Raw genomic sequence first — 15,599 nt, forward strand, 5'->3', positions numbered from 1 at the left:
GGACGCGCGCGAACAGCTTGAGGTTCTCGGCCAGGGTGGGGGCGATCTCGCGCGCCGGGGCCTCGCCCGGGACCGCCTTGGGCACGCCGTGCGGGGAGAAGATGACCGGTCGGTCGGGGGGGCACTCGTCCAGCTCCTCCACGAACACGGCGCCCTTCTCGCGCAGACCGTCCACGACGTAGCGGTTGTGGACGATCTCGTGTCGCACGTAGACCGGTGCGCCCCACTTCTCGATCGCCATCTCGACGATCTTGATCGCCCGGTCCACGCCCGCGCAGAAGCCCCGCGGCGCGGCCATGTGGATCGTCAGAGGCGGCTTCGTCGTCGTGTTCATGGCGTCCCCCGTGCTCGCCCGACAGGTAAGGGGGATGGCCCTCGGCGTCCAGGGACCGCGGGGGCGGCGTCATGGCCGCGACGGGGAACCAATGGTCGCGCCACGCTTTGATGTGCGACAGGGCGTTGACCACGCTCGCACATTTCGCGTCACACGCCGGAGGCACGCCCATGGACCAGCCGCACCCCACCGCGACCGCGGACCCGGCCGTCCACCGGACCCCCGCCCCCGCCGTCCGCCCGGACGATCCGGACGCCGCGCGCGAGGTCGTGGCCGCGCGCCGCGCCACGCTGGCGGGCAGCCTGGACCGGCTTCTGGGGCGGGTCGACGCCACCGTGGACCGCGTGCGCGCCGTCGCCTCGCCCGAAGGCGCGCGCCGCATGGCCGAGGCCCGGGCGGAAGACTTCCGCGATGCGGTGATCGCCCGCGCGCGACGCAACCCGGTAGCCGCCGCGATGATGGCCGCCGGGGTGGCGCTGCCGGCCTGGCGCCTGTTGCGCAAGCTGCCGCCATCCCTCCTGCTGGCCGGTGGCGGCGCGGCCCTCCTCGCGCGCGAGGACCGCCCGGATGCGCCCGAACGCCCCCGTGCCCGGTTCCACAGCGCCCGCAGCACCGCCACCCCCTCGCGCCGCCTGCCCCCTCCGGCCCCCGAACCGTCGGTGGACGCTCCCCCGCCCGCCATGCGGGACGTCGCCCCGCGACCGCGCCCTCTGACCGCACCGCCCGCCACCTATCCGGCCGCCGCGCTCCGCCGGAGGCGGCGCCCCGCGCGCCGCGACGGGACGCTGAACCGCGCAGCCCGCATGGCCAACGACAACCCCGTCGCGGTGGGCCTGCTGGGCCTCGCGCTGGGGATCGGGGCGCTCGCGCTGTCCCCTGGGGTGCGCCGCACGGCGGGGGCCGCAACCGACCGCGCCGCCGGCGCCGCCCGCGCCGCGGGACGGCGGCTGACGGAAGGCCCCGCCACCGTTCCGGGCGCCGATGCGCCGACGAACGGCCGGCGCCCGGGTGCGCGGAAGATGCTGCGTCGTTCCATCGCCGGGGGACCGCCCAAGAAGGTGGAGACGCCCAGCCAGCCCAAGAAGGCGATGGGCCCGCCCCCGACCACCGCCCTGCCCCGAACGTCCCACGCCGACACGGGACCAGGCGCCGCGCCGGGACCGGCGGCGACGTCGGACGCGCGCGGCGGCGGGTCGTCGGCGGCGGGTCGTCGTCCCGCCAAGGCAGCCGGCGCCGCGTCCGCCAAGTCCGACGGCGCGGCAAAGGCGCCCCGCCGGACCCGCGCCAAGTCCACGGGCCGCAAGACCACGCGCGCGCGTCCCGCCCGCAAGGCGGACGACGGGAACTGACATCACGGGGACCACCCCCAGAATCGAGGATCGCATCCATGGCCGATACCAGACACAAGCGGACGAGCCGCCAGGCCGCCTCCGACGCGGTCGATTCCGTCCGCTCCTCCGCCCGCGAACTGACCGCGGAGGCCCGCGCGCAGATCGAGGACGCGGCGGAAGAGCGCAAGCGCGCGGCCGCCGAACGGATCTCGCGCGTGGCGGACGCCGTCCACGATGCCGCCGACGCCCTGGATGGCGAGCTGGGCGTCGTCGCCGACTACGTCCACGCGGGCGCCGACCGGCTCAGCGCCGTGGCCTACGACGTCCACGACCGCGGCATCGGGGAGTTGACGGACTCGGCCCGCCGCTTCGCCCGGCGCCAGCCGCTGGCCGTCGCGGGCCTGGCCGCCCTGGTCGGCTTCGCCGCCATCCGCCTGGTCACCGCGCCGGCGTCCGACGCCTACGACGACGGGTACGACGGTCACGACGACTACGATGAGTACGACGAGTACGATCACGACGACGGTGTCCGGCGCGATGCCGTTCCCGCCGCGGCGTTCGAGGATGCGGGCAACGCGTCGGGCGATCCCGGGGGCGTGGCGCCCGAGGCCCCGGGTTTCGGCGAGGACGACGAGGGGGAGCCCGAGGCGGACGGAACGGCCTCCACGCGGACCGGTGGCGCGACCTCCGCCGGCGGCGACGCGGGCGCCTCGCAGGCCAAGCCCTCGTGATGGACGGACGCGACCATCCCGCCGCGACGTCGCTGGGGCACGCGGCGCGCGACGCCCTCGGCGACGCGGTCGCGCTGGCACGGGCGGAGTTGGACCTCCTTCGCGCGGAACTGCGCGGCAACGTCCGGGCGGCGGGCCGCGGGGCCGCGCTGCTGGCGGGCGCCGCGGTGGTGGCCCTGGCCGTCGCCGTGATGGTTCTGGTGACGATCATGGCGGTGCTGGCGGCGCTGGGGCTGCCCGCCTGGGCGGCGGCCCTGCTGAGCACCCTGCTCGGTGCCGCCCTCGCCGGGGGCCTCGCCTTCGCGGGACTGAAGGAAATCAAGCGGAACGCCGTGCCGCAGCGCACGGTCCGGGAACTCGAACGGGACCGCGACATGGTCCGGGAGCGGATGAAATGACCGAACAGCGCACCGAGTGGCACGACGATCCCAGGGGCGTCCCCTCCCAGGTGGAGGTGGATGCCGTGGTGGTCGAGGTCCACGACGACGACATCCTGGAGGACGAGTCCCTCGTCGAGCACCTCGCCCGCTCCGCGCGGGAAAACCCGGTGCCCGCCGCGATCATCGGCGCATCGCTGGCCTGGATGATGTTCGGGGGCCGCCGTCCCACGGCCCGCGCCATCGAACGCGTGTCCCAGGCCCAGCCGATCCGCCGCGCCTCCGACGCGGTGGCGGAGGCGGGCGGCGCGGTCGCCCGCTCGGCCGAGGCGGCGTCGGACGCCGTGGGCGACGCCGCGCGACGCACCGCCGACACGGTGGGCGCGGCCGCGCGCTCCGTGTCCGAGGGCGTGGGCGCCCTGGTCGGCACCGCCGAGGCGGACGTGGAGAAGGGCGCCGCCGAGGCGCGCGCACGGGGCCACCGGGCGGCGGTCCGGACCTCCGCCGCGACCGACCGCATCCGCCACCGGGCGTCGACCGCCGCGGACGACGTGTCCCGGCGGGCGGCCCTCGCGGGACGGCGGGCCTCCGACGCGGCGCGGCGCGGCGTGGACGCGGCGTCGGATTCCCCGACCACCGCCGCGCTGATCGGCCTGGCCGCGGGCGCGGCCCTGGCCGCCGTGCTGCCGCGCAGCCGGGCGGAACGGGAGTTCGTGTCCGAACGGCGCGAAGCCATCCTGGAAGCGGCGCGCGAGCGGGCGGCCCTTCTGGTCACGGAAGGGGTCGACACCGCCCGTCAGGAAACCGCGCGCTGGGTCGAGGCCGCCGCCCAGAAGGCCGCGCGCGAGGCGACGGAGCAGGTCATCGACCGCGCGGATGCTGTGGGCGAGGCCGTGAAGGACGCGGTCGATCCCGAGGGCAAAGCCACGAAGGCCGCCGCGGACGACGCCTCCGGCAAAGAAAAGGGCCAGACGAAGGACGATCGTGCCGCGAAGGGCGACGGGTCCGGGAAGGGCGACGGGTCTGGGAAGGACGACGGCGGGGAAACGAAGGGCGACGGCGCCACGAGGGGCGGCGGCTCCGCCAAGGGCGGCAAGGACGCCGCAGGTGGGTCCGACGCCAAGAAGTGACCCGCCGCGCGGGGGCGTTCCGGCCTCAGGTCAGGGCGTCCCCGTCCCCCAGCCGCGCGCCCCGGCGCCAGACCGCCGCCGGCATGGGCCCTCTGCCGGCGGGCTGCACTTCCAGGACCTCCACCGCGCCGTCGCCGGCGGCGACGACCAGCCCGCCCTCCCCCAGCACCGTTCCCGCCGCACCGGTCCCGTCCACCGCCCGCGCGCGCAGCAGCTTCAGCCGCGCGCCGTCCCGCAAGACGAAGGCGCCCGGAAACGGCGACAAGCCGTTGACCTGCCGTGCCACCGCCGCGGCCGGGCGCGACCAGTCCACCGCCGCCTCCGCCTTGTCGATCTTGGCGGCATAGGTCACGCCGTCCTCCGGCTGCGGGTCCGCCACCACGTCCGGCAGCCGGTCCAGCACCTCCACCATCGCCCCCGCCCCCAGGGCCGACAGACGGTCATGCAGGTCGCCCGTCGTGTCCGTGGGGCCGATGGGCACCGCGCGGCGCAGCAGGACCGGGCCGGTGTCCAGCCCCGCCTCCATGCGCATGACGCACACGCCCGTTTCCCCGTCGCCGGCCATCACCGCGCGGTGGATCGGCGCGGCGCCCCGCCAGCGCGGCAACAGCGAGGCGTGGACGTTCAGGCATCCCTGCCGCGGCGCGTCCAGCACGGGGGTAGGCAGCAGCAGGCCATAGGCGACGACCACCGCAACGTCGGCGTCCAGGCGCGCCAACCCGGCCTGGATCTCCGACCCCTTCAGCGACGCGGGCGACCGCACGGGGATGCCCAGCCCTTCGGCCGCCACCTCCACGGGCGACGGGCGGTCCCGCTTCCCCCGCCCCGCCGGACGCGGCGGCTGGGTATAGGCGCACACGACCTCGTGCGCGCCCGCCACCGCCCGCAGGACGGGCACCGCGAAGTCGGGCGTCCCCATGAAGATCACGCGCATTTCGCGGCCTTCCGCAGCAGCATGTCCCGCTTGGTGCGCGACAGGCGGTCGAAGAACATGCCCCCGTCCAGATGGTCGATCTGATGCTGCACGCTGGTCGCCTCCAACATCACGAAGTTCCGTTCCACCCGTGCGCCCGCGACGTCCAGGAACCGCACGGTCACCGCGCGGGGCCGCTTCACCACGGCCGATACGCCCGGCAGGTTGGGCGACGCCTCCTCGTGGGCGCGCAGCACCGCGGACGCGGACACCACCTCCGGGTCGGCCAGCCGGATCGGCCCCTGCCCCGCATCGACCACCGCCAGCCGCAGCGGCACGCCGATCTGCGGTGCGGCCAGCCCCACGCCCGGCATCGCGTACATCGCGTCCAGCATCCGGTCCCAGATGCGCCGGTGCTCGTCCGTCACCGCGCCCACCGGCGCGGCGGCGGTCCTCAGCACGGGATGCGGCCAGCGCAGGAACGGATCAGGCGTCACCCCGGCGGGGTGCATCAATCGGTCCCCCGCGCGCGCTCGCGCTTCAGCTTCTGCATCTTGCGCGTGATCAGCTGCCGCTTCAGCGGCGTCAGGTAGTCGATGAACAACCGCCCGTCCAAATGGTCCACCTCGTGCTGCACGCAGGTCGCCCACAGACCGTCCATGTCCCGCGTCACCTCGCGCCCGTCGCGGTCGATCCAGCGGACGGTGACCTCCGCCGGACGCTCCACGTCGGCGAAGTGCTCGGGGATCGAAAGGCACCCTTCCTCGTAGGTGCTGCGATCGTCGCTCGACGCCAGCACCTCGGGGTTGAACATGATCGTGGGCTGCGGCGCGGCGCCCTCCTCCTTGACGCAGTCGAGCACGATCAGCCGCTGCCCCACGCCCACCTGCGGCGCGGCCAACCCGATCCCGGGCGCGTCGTACATCGTTTCCAGCATGTCGTCGGCCAGGGCGCGCAACTCGTCGGACAGGTCGTCCACCGGGGTGGCCACCTTCTTCAGACGGGGGTCGGGATGCAACAGGATCGGGCGCTTCATCGCACACGCAGATAGGGTCCGCACGGGGCGGGGGCAATCGTCGTTTCGATGTAACCTTGACGTTACTTCCGACGCGCGATAAGTCACCCACAGGTTACATCATCCGATCCGGAGGATCCCGTCGTGCCCCTGACCGTCGCCCGCATCGAGACGATCCGCACCGCCTGCTACGCCGCGCTCGGCCTGACCTTCCTGACCACCGCGGTCTGGACCCTCGCCACGCAGAGCATCCCGCCCGTCCCCTCGCCCGTCTATGCGGTGCTGGGCCTCGCCGTGGCCGCCATCCTGTTCGCCGTCTCCGCCTTCGCGCCCCGCCGCGCGGTGGACGCGGCCTACGACGAGGGGGCGGACCGGGCGTGGCTTCGGGCGACCGCCTTCGGGTACTGGGTCGGCATCGGCGCAACGGTCGTCCTCGGCAACCTGATCGCGCTGGGGCGGATCCCGCCCGGCCCGGCCTTCATGGGCGCCGCGATGCTGATGGCCGCCGCCCCGTTCGCGCACTTCCTCCTGGCGGAGGCCCGGCGCGGACGGTGAGGCTGGTGGTCCACCTTCGCGCCCACCGTGAACGCCTCGGCCTGACCCAGGCCGCCCTGGCGGAGGCCGTGGGCGTCAGCCGCAAGACGGTCAACACCGTCGAGAACGGCGTCTTCGTGCCGTCGACCGAACTGGCCCTGCGCTTCGCCCGCGTGCTGGGCACCCCGGTGGAGGTCCTGTTCCAACTGCCGGATTGACGCCATGCCGTCCGCGTCGCATCCCCCTTCCAGCCGAACGGAGGGACCATGCCCAAGGACACCGACACCCGCTTCGACCCGGTGATCGACCGCCGGGACACCCACTGCATGAAGTGGGACATGATGGAGCCGATCTACGGCGTGCCCAAGGACGACGGCCTCGCGATGTGGGTGGCCGATATGGACTTCCGCCCGCCCCAGGCCGTGCTGGACGCCGTGACGGGCATGGTGGACCACGGAGTCATCGGCTACTTCGGGAACGACGGCCCCTACCGCGACGCGATCCGCTGGTGGATGCGCGAACGCCACGGCTGGGACGTGGAGCGTGACGAGATCTTCACCACGCACGGGCTGGTCAACGGCACCGCGCTGTGCGTGGATACGTGGACCGAACCGGGCGACGGCGTGGTCCTGTTCACCCCCGTCTATCACGCCTTCGCCAAGGTCATCCGCGCCAATGGCCGCCGCGTCGTGGAATGCGAGCTGGCCTATGACGGCACGCGCTACGCCCCCGACTTCGACGCCTGGGACGCCACCATCGAACGCGAAGGCGCCCGCATGGCCATCCTGTGCAGCCCGCACAACCCCAACGGCCGGGTCTGGACGCGGGCCGAACTGGACGGCTTCGCCGCCCTGGCCAAGCGCCACGGCCTGATCCTGGTGTCCGACGAGATCCACCACGACCTCGTCTATCCCGGCCAGACCCACATCCCGATGTCCCACGTGATGGACGACGGCCTGGTGATGATGACCGCGCCCACCAAAACGTTCAACATCGCGGGCGCGCATACCGGCAACGTCATCGTGCAGGATCCCGCCCTGCGCGACGCCTTCGCCACCCGGATGCTGGCGCTCGGCCACAGCCCCAACAGCTTCGGCCTCTTCATGACGCAAGCCGCCTATTCCCCCGAGGGCGCGGAATGGGTGGACGCGCTGATGGCGTATCTCGACGGTAACCGCCGCGTCTTCGACGACGCCGTGAACGCCATCCCAGGCCTGCGATCGGTCCCGCTGGAGGCGACCTACCTGTCCTGGGTGGACTTCTCCGGCACCGGCATGTCGCGGGAGGAGTTCACGCGCCGCGTCGAAGCCGACGCCCGCATCGCCGTCAACCACGGCCCCACCTTCGGCAAGGGCGGCGACGACTTCCTGCGCTTCAACATCGCCACGCCGCGCGCGAACGTGGAGGCGGCGGTGGAGCGGCTGGCGCGGGCGTTCGGGGATTTGCAATAGGGTATCGGAAAACGTCGCGTGGATCCAAACCGGCTGCGGCACGTCTTCCATCCAAAGCACCGCATGGAGCCGTTGATCGAACGGTTCGGGTCGCAAGCCAACGCCTATCGGGCCGTCCTGTCCGCCGCACAGGCTGCCTTGGACGAAGGACGTCTGAACCGGACCTCACGCGGACACGTTGACGAAACGTTGCTGAACGTCGACGGTATCGACGTGTACACCATCGGCGGCCTCGTCAGGGACGGCCGCCTGACATCGATCAACGCGAGCCGAAGGAAGGTGTCCGATCCATGACCTTGACCGACTTCGAGACCCGCGTTCTCGACGCCGTCCTACAGGCCAGCAGGTCACCACATGGACGACGGATCGACCGCCTCTCCGTGACTGGGCGAGACGAGACGGGCGTAGGATTCCTGGTCGACCTACACGATCCCGGCCGAGCCGACGGCAGCGGCGCGCAGCGTCTGGGCGGGGACGTCATCGGATTGATCGACGGACAAGACGCGGTGCTTCGGTTCAACCTGCACGTCACGAACGGCCGATTGACCGATATCGAGATGTGGAACGACACGGGCGATTGGCCCGACGACGTGAACCGGGTGCGCTTCGTTCACGACGGACACTCAACCGGCCCCGGCACCCGGACGGCGGCGGAATAGTCCCTCAAACCAACCCCGCCACCGTCGGCCACAACGTCGCCACCAGCAACCCCGCCATCGTCCAGTTGAACGCCCGCAGCCGCGCGGGCGACGTCAGGAACCGCTTCATCTGCACGCCCAGCACCGTCCAGGACGACACGGACGGCAGGTTCACGGCGGTGAACACCCCCGCCACCGCGACGACCGAGGGGACCGAGCCCGTGGAATACAGCGTCACCGCCGACAGGGCCATGGTCCAGGCCTTGGGGTTGACCCATTGGAACGCCGCCGCCTGCGCGAAGGTCATGGGCCGGGCGTCCACGTCCGTCCCCCTCGGCGCGCCGGCATTGGCGATCCGCCACGCCAGCCACAGCAGATAGCCGACCGACAGGACCGCCAGGACCAGCCGCGCGGCGGGCCAGACCTCGAACAGGCCGGCCAGCCCCAGCCCCACGCACACGATCATGAACCCGAAGCCCAGCCCCACGCCAAGCATGTGCGGCACCGTGCGGCGCAGGCCGAAGTTCGCGCCCGACGCCAGCAGCATCAGGTTGTTGGGCCCCGGCGTGATCGAGGTGACGAACGCGAAGCCCACCAGGGCCAGCAGGATGTCGATGCTCATGGCCGCAAGACATCGCACCGCCCGCGCGAAATGTCCTTGCGTTCTGCGCGGCAGGGGCGCGATCCTCGCAATCCATGGACCATATCGACCCGATCGACACCCGGATCTTGCGCGTGCTGCAATCCGACGCGCGAATCTCGAACCAGGCGCTCGCCGGGCGCGTGGGCCTGTCGCCCTCGGCCACCTTGCGCCGCGTGCAGGCGCTCGAACGGTCGGGCGCGATCCAGGGCTACCGTGCTGTGCTGTCGCCCGCGGCCCGGGGGACGGGTTTCACGGCCTATGTCGCCGTCGGCCTGAACGACCACACGAAGGCCGGGCAGGAAGGGTTCGAACGCGGCGTGGCCGGGGCCCCCCAGGTCCGCGAATGCCACAACATCACCGGCACCGTCGAATACCTCCTGCGGGTGGAGGCCGCCGACCTCGCCGCCTACAAGCACTTCCACACGGAGGTCCTGGGCGTCCTGCCCCAGGTCCGGTCGCTCCAGACCTATGTCGTCATGGGCAGCCCCAAAGACGACCGCGCCTGACCGCGACGGGAATTGCCCCAAGGTAAGGTTTTCCGCAGTGCGGTTTCCCCCACCTGCGCCGAACGCCCCCTTTCCGTATGACAGCGTCACGTCGCGGCACCGTTCCCCGCCGCGCCGACGCACCATTCCAGAAAGGAGTTGCCCCATGACCGCCACGGCCCATGGACTGACCCGCTTCGACCAATTGATGAAGGCCTGCCTCCGGGGCCAGGGTCCCGCACGGCCCGCGCCGCAGGTGCTGGGCCGCATGTTCCCCGCCAACCCGGTGGAGGTGGCGAACATCGACCATGCCGGCGTGATCGACGCCCTGGACGAGCTGGCCGGGACGATGCTCGCGGATACGAACGCCGACGGGCCCGCCGATGCGGGCATGACCTTCCTGGGGCAGTTCGTGGACCACGACGTCACGCTCGACGCGACCTCCGCCCTGGGCACGCGCATCGATCCGGCCACCATCGCCAACGTCCGCACGCCGGGCCTCGACCTCGACTGCGTCTATGGCGCGGGGCCCGAAGCGTCGGGCCTCCTTTATGGCGACGCGGCGCACGGGCAGGACCACTTCCTTCTGTTCGGGCGCGACGACAACCACGACGACCTGGCGCGGACCTGCGCGGGCAAGGCCCTGATCGGCGACCACCGCAACGACGAGAACATCGTCGTCTCGCAGGTCCAGGGCCTGTTCATCAAGCTGCACAACATCCTGATGTCCAAGCTGTCCGACAGCGCGGACGTCGCGGCCGACGTGTGCGACTGCGCCCGCCACGGCATCGCGGCGCATGTCTGGCACGACCACGTGAAGCCGCAGCTGACCTCGTTCGAGGAGGTGCGCCGCTTCATCCGCCTGCACTACCAGTGGATCGTGTGGAACGAGCTGCTGCCCGCCTTCGTGCAGCCCCACTGCCTCCAGGCCGCGATCTGGGACGACCGCATCGCCCCCCACGCCCCCGCCATGCCGGTCGAGTTCTCGGGCGCGTGCTATCGCTTCGGGCACGCCACGACGCAGGCCACGTACCAGATGACGGCGGGCGGCGCGCCCCGCGGCCTGTTCGACATGCGCGGCTTCGGCCCGCGCCCGATCGCGGCCAACCTGGACATGGACCGGTTCTTCTCGCTGGCCGGCGGCAGCCCCGCCCAACGGGCCCGCCCCGTCGCGCCCAAGCTGGGCCAGCCCCTGTTCGCGCTGCCCTTCGTCGAGAACCCGGTCCACCTGGCCGACATCGACGAGGATCTGTCGCTCGAACGCTCTGCGAACCTGGCGCTGCGCAACATGGTCCGCGACCGCTACACCTATCAACTCGCCTCGGGCCAGAGCGTGGCGGCCGCGTTCGGCGCGGATCCCGTCGACGTCCCCGACGCGCTTCGAAGCCGGGGCATCACCAAGACGCCGCTGTGGTTCTATGCCCTCCAGGAGGCGGAGACCCACGGCGGGGGCCGCCTGACCGGCGCGGGCGGCGCGGTGGTGGCGACCGTGTTCGCCAACCTCCTGCGCCGCGACCCGAACTCGGTCGTCCACCTGCCCGGCTTCACGCCCTGGTCGGGCTTCGGCGGGCACCCGACCTGCATGGGCGGCATCGTGGCCTATGTCCGCGCCAACGCGGGCCACGTCCGCGACCCCGAACACCTGCGCTGCGGCTGACGCGGGCGCGCACCGGACCCCCGCCGCCGCCCTCCCCGGCGGCGGGGAACGCGGGGGCGGTGGCGCGGGTTCTCCCCCCGATGCCGCCGCCCTTCCGCCCCCTCGGCCTGGACCACGTCGTCCTGTGGGTCCGCGACCTGCCCCGCGCGGTGGCCTGGTACCGCGACGTGCTGGGCTGCGAGCCGGGGTTCCGATACCACGACATCGGGATGGAGCATCTGTGGTTCGGCACGATCCTGATCGGCCTGTGGGACCGCGACGACCCCCGCGCCCGCCCCGCCGCCGACGGCGCCGGGGGCACCAACGTCGACCACCTGGGCCTGGCGGTGGGCCCCTTCGACCTCGATGTCCTGCTGGCCCATCTGGACGCCCACGGCGTCGCGGTCGAACGCACGTTCCGCCAGACCGGCGCCCGGGGCTTCGGGCGCTCCGTCTACCTCCGCGACCCCTGGGGCAACCGGATCGAGCTGAAGGGCCCGACGGAGTACCGTGGCCCGGCAGGGGATTAGGAGCCGCCGAAGGACGGCCAGGCCCCCTACGCCCGCATCGCCTCCCCCATTTCCCGCACCGCCCCGTGCCGATGGCAGGTCACGACGTGGTCGTTCACCAGCCCGCAGGCCTGCATCCAGGCGTACACGATGGTCGGCCCGCAGAACTTGAACCCCAGCGCCTTCAGCTCCTTCGACACCTGCCGCGACAGGGCCGTCTGCGCGGGCACGTCCGCCAGCGTCGCGGGCGCGGGCTGCAACGGCACGCCGCCCACGTGGCCCCAGCAGAAGCCCGCGAACGCCTCCGCCCCGCCCATCGCGCGGTACGCCCGCGCGTTGCCGATCGTGGCCTCGATCTTGCCCCGGTGCCGCACGATCCGCGCGTCCGCGACCAGCCGGTCCACCTCCGCCCCGCCCCATCCGGCGATCGCGTCCGGGTCGAACCCGGCGAAGGCCGCGCGGAACCCCTCGCGCTTGCGCAGGATGGTGATCCAGGACAGCCCCGCCTGGAACCCGTCCAGAACCAGCTTCTCCCACAGGGCGCGGCCGTCCCGTTCCGGCACCCCCCATTCGGTATCGTGATACGCCTGGTACAGCGCGTCGTCGCCCACCCATCCGCACCGTTCCATGGCGTCCTCCGCGATCCCGTCCTTTCCGTCGTCGCGGAACGTTCACCGCCCGCGCGCGCTTTGCAACCACGCCCCACATTCGTTAACAGGCGCGCGAACAATGACCGGAAGGACCACCCAATGACCAACGTCGTGATCGCCTCGGCCGCCCGGACCCCCGTGGGCAGCTTCCTGGGTGCCTTCGCGGGCGTCCCCGCCCACGACCTGGGCGCCGCCGTCATCCGCGAGGTGGTGTCCCGTGCAGGCGTCGATGCCGCGGAGGTGTCGGAAACGATCCTGGGCCAGGTCCTGACCGCCGGCCAGGGCCAGAACCCCGCCCGCCAGGCCCACATCAACGCCGGCCTGCCGAAGGAATCCGCCGCCTGGGGCATCAACCAGGTCTGCGGCTCGGGCCTGCGCGCGGTCGCGCTGGGCGCCCAGCACATCCAGCTGGGCGATGCGGGCATCGTCGTCGCGGGCGGGCAGGAATCCATGTCGCTCGCCCCCCACGCCCAGGCCATCCGCGCCGGTCAGAAGATGGGCGACCTGAAGCTCGTGGACACGATGATCAAGGACGGCCTGTGGGACGCGTTCAACGACTACCACATGGGCCAGACCGCCGAGAACGTGGCCGAGCAATGGCAGATCAGCCGGGACCAGCAGGACGAGTTCGCGGTGGGCAGCCAGAACAAGGCCGAAGCCGCGCAGAAGGCGGGTAAGTTCGCCGACGAGATCGTGGCCTACACCGTGAAGGGCCGGAAGGGCGACATTGTCGTGGACCAGGACGAGTACATCCGCCACGGCGCCACGATCGACGCCATGCAGAAGCTGCGCCCCGCCTTCGCGAAGGACGGCTCCGTCACCGCGGCCAACGCGTCCGGCCTGAACGACGGCGCCGCCGCCACCCTCCTGATGTCGGCGGACGAGGCCGAGCGCCGGGGGATCGAGCCCCTGGCCCGCATCGCGTCCTACGCCACCGCGGGCCTCGATCCGTCGATCATGGGCGTGGGCCCCATCCACGCGTCGCGCAAGGCGCTCGAGAAGGCGGGCTGGAAGGTGGACGATTTGGACTTGGTGGAAGCCAACGAGGCCTTCGCCGCGCAGGCCTGCGCCGTGAACAAGGACATGGGCTGGGACCCGTCCATCGTGAACGTCAACGGCGGCGCCATCGCCATCGGTCACCCCATCGGCGCGTCGGGCGCCCGCGTCCTCAACACGCTGTTGTTCGAAATGAAGCGCCGCGATGCCAAGAAGGGTCTGGCGACCCTGTGCATCGGCGGCGGCATGGGCGTGGCCCTTTGCGTGGAGCGGCCCTGATCCTGGACCGTCCGGATCGCGTATTCCGTGGGGTGGGCATTCATGCCCAATGTTCCGGTCCGGTGGGGGCGGCGGGGTCGACCGTTCGCCCGGTGGATCCCCGCCGGGGGCACGGAACCGCCCGGCCCGTCGAACCGCGCACGCCCCGATCGGTCCGTATGCCGAGGCGTACGCACGGGGGCGAAGGACCGGTCCCCGTCCCGCCGGACCACCCCCCGCACGGAACGCCGCTGCGACGCAACCCCGGCGCAACGCGCGGTGCCGATGCGCCGAACCGTATGCACGGGGGGTGCACGGGGGGTGTACGGGGGGTGCATCCCCCCTCGCACAAGAAATACTTGACCGGATGATGAGTCGAATGCCTCGTATCCCGCACTTCGACCAGATCGTCTTTTCGGGCGGCGGACTGCGCTGCTTCTGGCACGGCGGATGGATGTCGGCGGTCGAATCCGCGGCCCGGTTCGACCCCCGCCGCGTCACCGGCGTGTCCGGCGGCGCCCTATCCGCCGCCGCCTGGCTGGCCGACCGCGAGGCGTGGCTGTTCGAACGCTTCGGCCGTGCCCTGCACCGCAACGACGCCAACGTCACCTGGGACGACGCGGACGACGACCACGGCCGCACGCCGCATCAGCGCGTGTACAAGGCCATCGTGGACGACGTGATCGACGGCCCCGCGCAGGATCGCATCGCGGACGGGCCCGCCTTCCAGATCTCCGTGGCGACGCCCACGGACGCACCCGCCCCCGACGCCCTGCAGGCAGGCGCCGCCGGCCTGATATACCAGGCGGAACAGGTCGTCGCGCCCACGCCGCACCCTCGCCTGTCCGCGGCCGCCGGCATGACCCGCAGGCTGATTGACGCCCGCCGGGCCGCCCGCGACGGCACCCTGCCCGACCTGATCCGCATGGCCGCGACCGTGCCCCCCGCCTTCCGCCCCGACACCTGGGACGACGAGCCGATCTACGACGGCGGCATGGTCGACAAGGCCCCCCGCCCCGAACCCGACCGGGGCCGCACGCTCGTGCTGCTGACCAAGCGGTTCAGGACCCTGCCCGACGACGAGGGCGGGCGCATCGACTACGTCCAGCCCTCGGACGACGTCCTGTCCGGCGGCAAGCTGGACTTCACGGACCCCACGCTTCTGCGCGAAGCCTGGGACCAGGGCCGCCGCGACGGCGAGGCCTGGCTGGAAGACAGATGAACCCAACGGGAGGAGACCGGGACATGGCACGGATCGCATTGGTAACGGGGGGGTCGCGGGGCATCGGCGCCGCCATCTCGAAGGCGCTGCAGGAACAGGGCGCGCAGGTCGCGGCGACCTATGCGGGCAACGACGAGCGGGCGAAGCAGTTCACCGACGAGACGGGGATCGCGACCTACAAGTGGAACGTCGCAGACTACGACGCCTGCAAGGACGGCGTGGCCCGGGTGGAATCCGATCTCGGCCCCGTCGACATCCTGGTGAACAACGCGGGCATCACCCGCGACGCGCCGTTCCACAAGATGACGCCGCAGCACTGGCACGAGGTCGTCGACACGAACCTGACCGGCGTCTTCAACATGACCCACAACGTCTGGGGCGGCATGCGCGAGCGCAAGTTCGGCCGCATCGTCACGATCAGCTCGATCAACGGGCAGAAGGGGCAGTTCGCCCAGGCCAACTATGCCGCGACGAAGGCCGGCGACATCGGCTTCTCCAAGGCGCTGGCCCAGGAAGGGGCGCGCGCGAACATCACCGTCAACGTGGTGGCGCCGGGCTACATCAACACCGACATGATGAGCACGATCCCCGAGAAGGTCATGGATCAGATCGTCGGCGCCATCCCCGTCGGCCGATTGGGCGAAGCCGACGAGATCGCGCGCTGCGTGGCCTTCCTGACCCGCGACGACGCGGGCTTCATCACCGGCTCCACCCTCAGCGCGAATGGCGGCCAGTACCTCGCCTGA

At 72.1% G+C, this 15,599-nt stretch carries 20 protein-coding genes and 1 pseudogene; 15 read left to right on the forward strand and 6 right to left on the reverse strand.

Annotation, left to right across the window (positions count from 1 at the left end; genetic code table 11):
* Window positions 1–334 (reverse strand): annotated as a pseudogene (locus P0084_RS13965) (hypothetical protein); the annotation flags it as partial.
* Window positions 335–504: 170 nt separating this feature from the next.
* Between P0084_RS13965 and P0084_RS13970 the strand changes: the two are divergent.
* The 4 genes from P0084_RS13970 to P0084_RS13985 are packed head-to-tail and all read left to right on the forward strand — an operon-like array spanning window position 505 to window position 3,903.
* Window positions 505–1,683 (forward strand): hypothetical protein, encoded by a 1,179-nt coding sequence (locus P0084_RS13970; protein WP_308917482.1) that lies wholly within the window; start codon window positions 505–507, stop codon window positions 1,681–1,683.
* Window positions 1,684–1,721: 38 nt separating this feature from the next.
* A complete protein-coding gene (locus tag P0084_RS13975) occupies window positions 1,722–2,396 on the forward strand; it encodes a hypothetical protein (RefSeq protein WP_308917483.1) in 675 nt (224 codons plus the stop codon).
* On the forward strand, window positions 2,396–2,794 hold the full coding sequence (locus tag P0084_RS13980) for a phage holin family protein (protein ID WP_308917484.1): 399 nt from the start codon (window positions 2,396–2,398) through the stop codon (window positions 2,792–2,794). The genes P0084_RS13975 and P0084_RS13980 overlap by 1 nt, the downstream gene beginning before the upstream one ends.
* Window positions 2,791–3,903: a hypothetical protein gene (locus P0084_RS13985; RefSeq protein WP_308917485.1), complete on the forward strand. Its 1,113-nt coding sequence runs from the start codon at window positions 2,791–2,793 to the stop codon at window positions 3,901–3,903. The genes P0084_RS13980 and P0084_RS13985 overlap by 4 nt, the downstream gene beginning before the upstream one ends.
* 25 nt (window positions 3,904–3,928) lie before the next feature.
* Here the strand turns inward: P0084_RS13985 and fmt are convergent, their stop codons facing one another.
* Genes fmt through def (P0084_RS14000) form a run of 3 tightly spaced genes read right to left on the reverse strand, consistent with a single transcriptional unit; the run spans window position 3,929 to window position 5,852 of the window.
* Window positions 3,929–4,837, reverse strand: coding sequence for a methionyl-tRNA formyltransferase (gene fmt, locus P0084_RS13990; RefSeq protein ID WP_308917486.1), 909 nt, complete (start codon window positions 4,835–4,837; stop codon window positions 3,929–3,931).
* Entirely contained in the window at window positions 4,828–5,313 is a 486-nt protein-coding gene (gene def / locus P0084_RS13995) for a peptide deformylase (RefSeq protein ID WP_308917487.1), read from the reverse strand. The genes fmt and def (P0084_RS13995) overlap by 10 nt, the downstream gene beginning before the upstream one ends.
* Before the next feature lie 14 nt (window positions 5,314–5,327).
* On the reverse strand, window positions 5,328–5,852 hold the full coding sequence (gene def / locus P0084_RS14000; protein WP_308917488.1) for a peptide deformylase: 525 nt from the start codon (window positions 5,850–5,852) through the stop codon (window positions 5,328–5,330).
* 123 nt (window positions 5,853–5,975) lie between these two features.
* On the opposite strand from def (P0084_RS14000), the gene P0084_RS14005 reads away from it, so the two are divergent.
* From P0084_RS14005 to P0084_RS14025, 5 genes are all read left to right on the forward strand, one after another.
* The gene (locus P0084_RS14005) at window positions 5,976–6,386 is read left to right on the forward strand and encodes a hypothetical protein (protein ID WP_308917489.1); all 411 of its coding nucleotides are present in this window, start codon (window positions 5,976–5,978) and stop codon (window positions 6,384–6,386) included.
* A 5-nt stretch (window positions 6,387–6,391) separates the two neighbouring features.
* Window positions 6,392–6,583 (forward strand): helix-turn-helix transcriptional regulator, encoded by a 192-nt coding sequence (locus P0084_RS14010; protein ID WP_308917490.1) that lies wholly within the window; start codon window positions 6,392–6,394, stop codon window positions 6,581–6,583.
* 48 nt (window positions 6,584–6,631) lie between these two features.
* Complete coding sequence (locus tag P0084_RS14015) at window positions 6,632–7,816, forward strand: MalY/PatB family protein (RefSeq protein ID WP_308917491.1); 1,185 nt, start codon at window positions 6,632–6,634, stop codon at window positions 7,814–7,816.
* A 63-nt stretch (window positions 7,817–7,879) separates the two neighbouring features.
* Complete coding sequence (locus P0084_RS14020; protein WP_308917492.1) at window positions 7,880–8,110, forward strand: hypothetical protein; 231 nt, start codon at window positions 7,880–7,882, stop codon at window positions 8,108–8,110.
* Window positions 8,107–8,475, forward strand: a complete 369-nt coding sequence (locus P0084_RS14025) for a hypothetical protein (protein WP_308917493.1) — start codon at window positions 8,107–8,109, stop codon at window positions 8,473–8,475. Before P0084_RS14020 ends, P0084_RS14025 begins: the two co-directional genes overlap by 4 nt.
* Before the next feature lie 4 nt (window positions 8,476–8,479).
* Here the strand turns inward: P0084_RS14025 and P0084_RS14030 are convergent, their stop codons facing one another.
* Complete coding sequence (locus P0084_RS14030) at window positions 8,480–9,076, reverse strand: LysE family translocator (protein WP_308917494.1); 597 nt, start codon at window positions 9,074–9,076, stop codon at window positions 8,480–8,482.
* Window positions 9,077–9,150: 74 nt separating this feature from the next.
* On the opposite strand from P0084_RS14030, the gene P0084_RS14035 reads away from it, so the two are divergent.
* From P0084_RS14035 to P0084_RS14045, 3 genes are all read left to right on the forward strand, one after another.
* Window positions 9,151–9,603 carry an Lrp/AsnC family transcriptional regulator gene (locus P0084_RS14035; RefSeq protein WP_308917495.1) on the forward strand — a complete coding sequence of 151 codons (453 nt, stop codon included), beginning with the start codon at window positions 9,151–9,153 and terminating at the stop codon, window positions 9,601–9,603.
* 145 nt (window positions 9,604–9,748) lie between these two features.
* Window positions 9,749–11,239 carry a peroxidase family protein gene (locus P0084_RS14040; protein WP_308917496.1) on the forward strand — a complete coding sequence of 497 codons (1,491 nt, stop codon included), beginning with the start codon at window positions 9,749–9,751 and terminating at the stop codon, window positions 11,237–11,239.
* 80 nt (window positions 11,240–11,319) lie between these two features.
* On the forward strand, window positions 11,320–11,748 hold the full coding sequence (locus P0084_RS14045; protein WP_308917497.1) for a VOC family protein: 429 nt from the start codon (window positions 11,320–11,322) through the stop codon (window positions 11,746–11,748).
* A 26-nt stretch (window positions 11,749–11,774) separates the two neighbouring features.
* On the opposite strand, the gene P0084_RS14050 is transcribed toward P0084_RS14045, so the two are convergent.
* Window positions 11,775–12,356, reverse strand: coding sequence for a DNA-3-methyladenine glycosylase I (locus P0084_RS14050; protein WP_308917498.1), 582 nt, complete (start codon window positions 12,354–12,356; stop codon window positions 11,775–11,777).
* Between the two features lie 120 nt (window positions 12,357–12,476).
* Between P0084_RS14050 and P0084_RS14055 the strand changes: the two genes are divergently transcribed.
* From P0084_RS14055 to phbB, 3 genes are all read left to right on the forward strand, one after another.
* A complete protein-coding gene (locus P0084_RS14055; RefSeq protein ID WP_308917499.1) occupies window positions 12,477–13,652 on the forward strand; it encodes an acetyl-CoA C-acetyltransferase in 1,176 nt (391 codons plus the stop codon).
* Between the two features lie 358 nt (window positions 13,653–14,010).
* The gene (locus P0084_RS14060; protein ID WP_308917500.1) at window positions 14,011–14,853 is read left to right on the forward strand and encodes a patatin-like phospholipase family protein; all 843 of its coding nucleotides are present in this window, start codon (window positions 14,011–14,013) and stop codon (window positions 14,851–14,853) included.
* Window positions 14,854–14,876: 23 nt separating this feature from the next.
* Window positions 14,877–15,599: an acetoacetyl-CoA reductase gene (gene phbB, locus P0084_RS14065; RefSeq protein ID WP_308917501.1), complete on the forward strand. Its 723-nt coding sequence runs from the start codon at window positions 14,877–14,879 to the stop codon at window positions 15,597–15,599.

Source organism: Jannaschia maritima (assembly GCF_030973515.1).
Taxonomy (GTDB): domain Bacteria; phylum Pseudomonadota; class Alphaproteobacteria; order Rhodobacterales; family Rhodobacteraceae; genus Jannaschia; species Jannaschia maritima.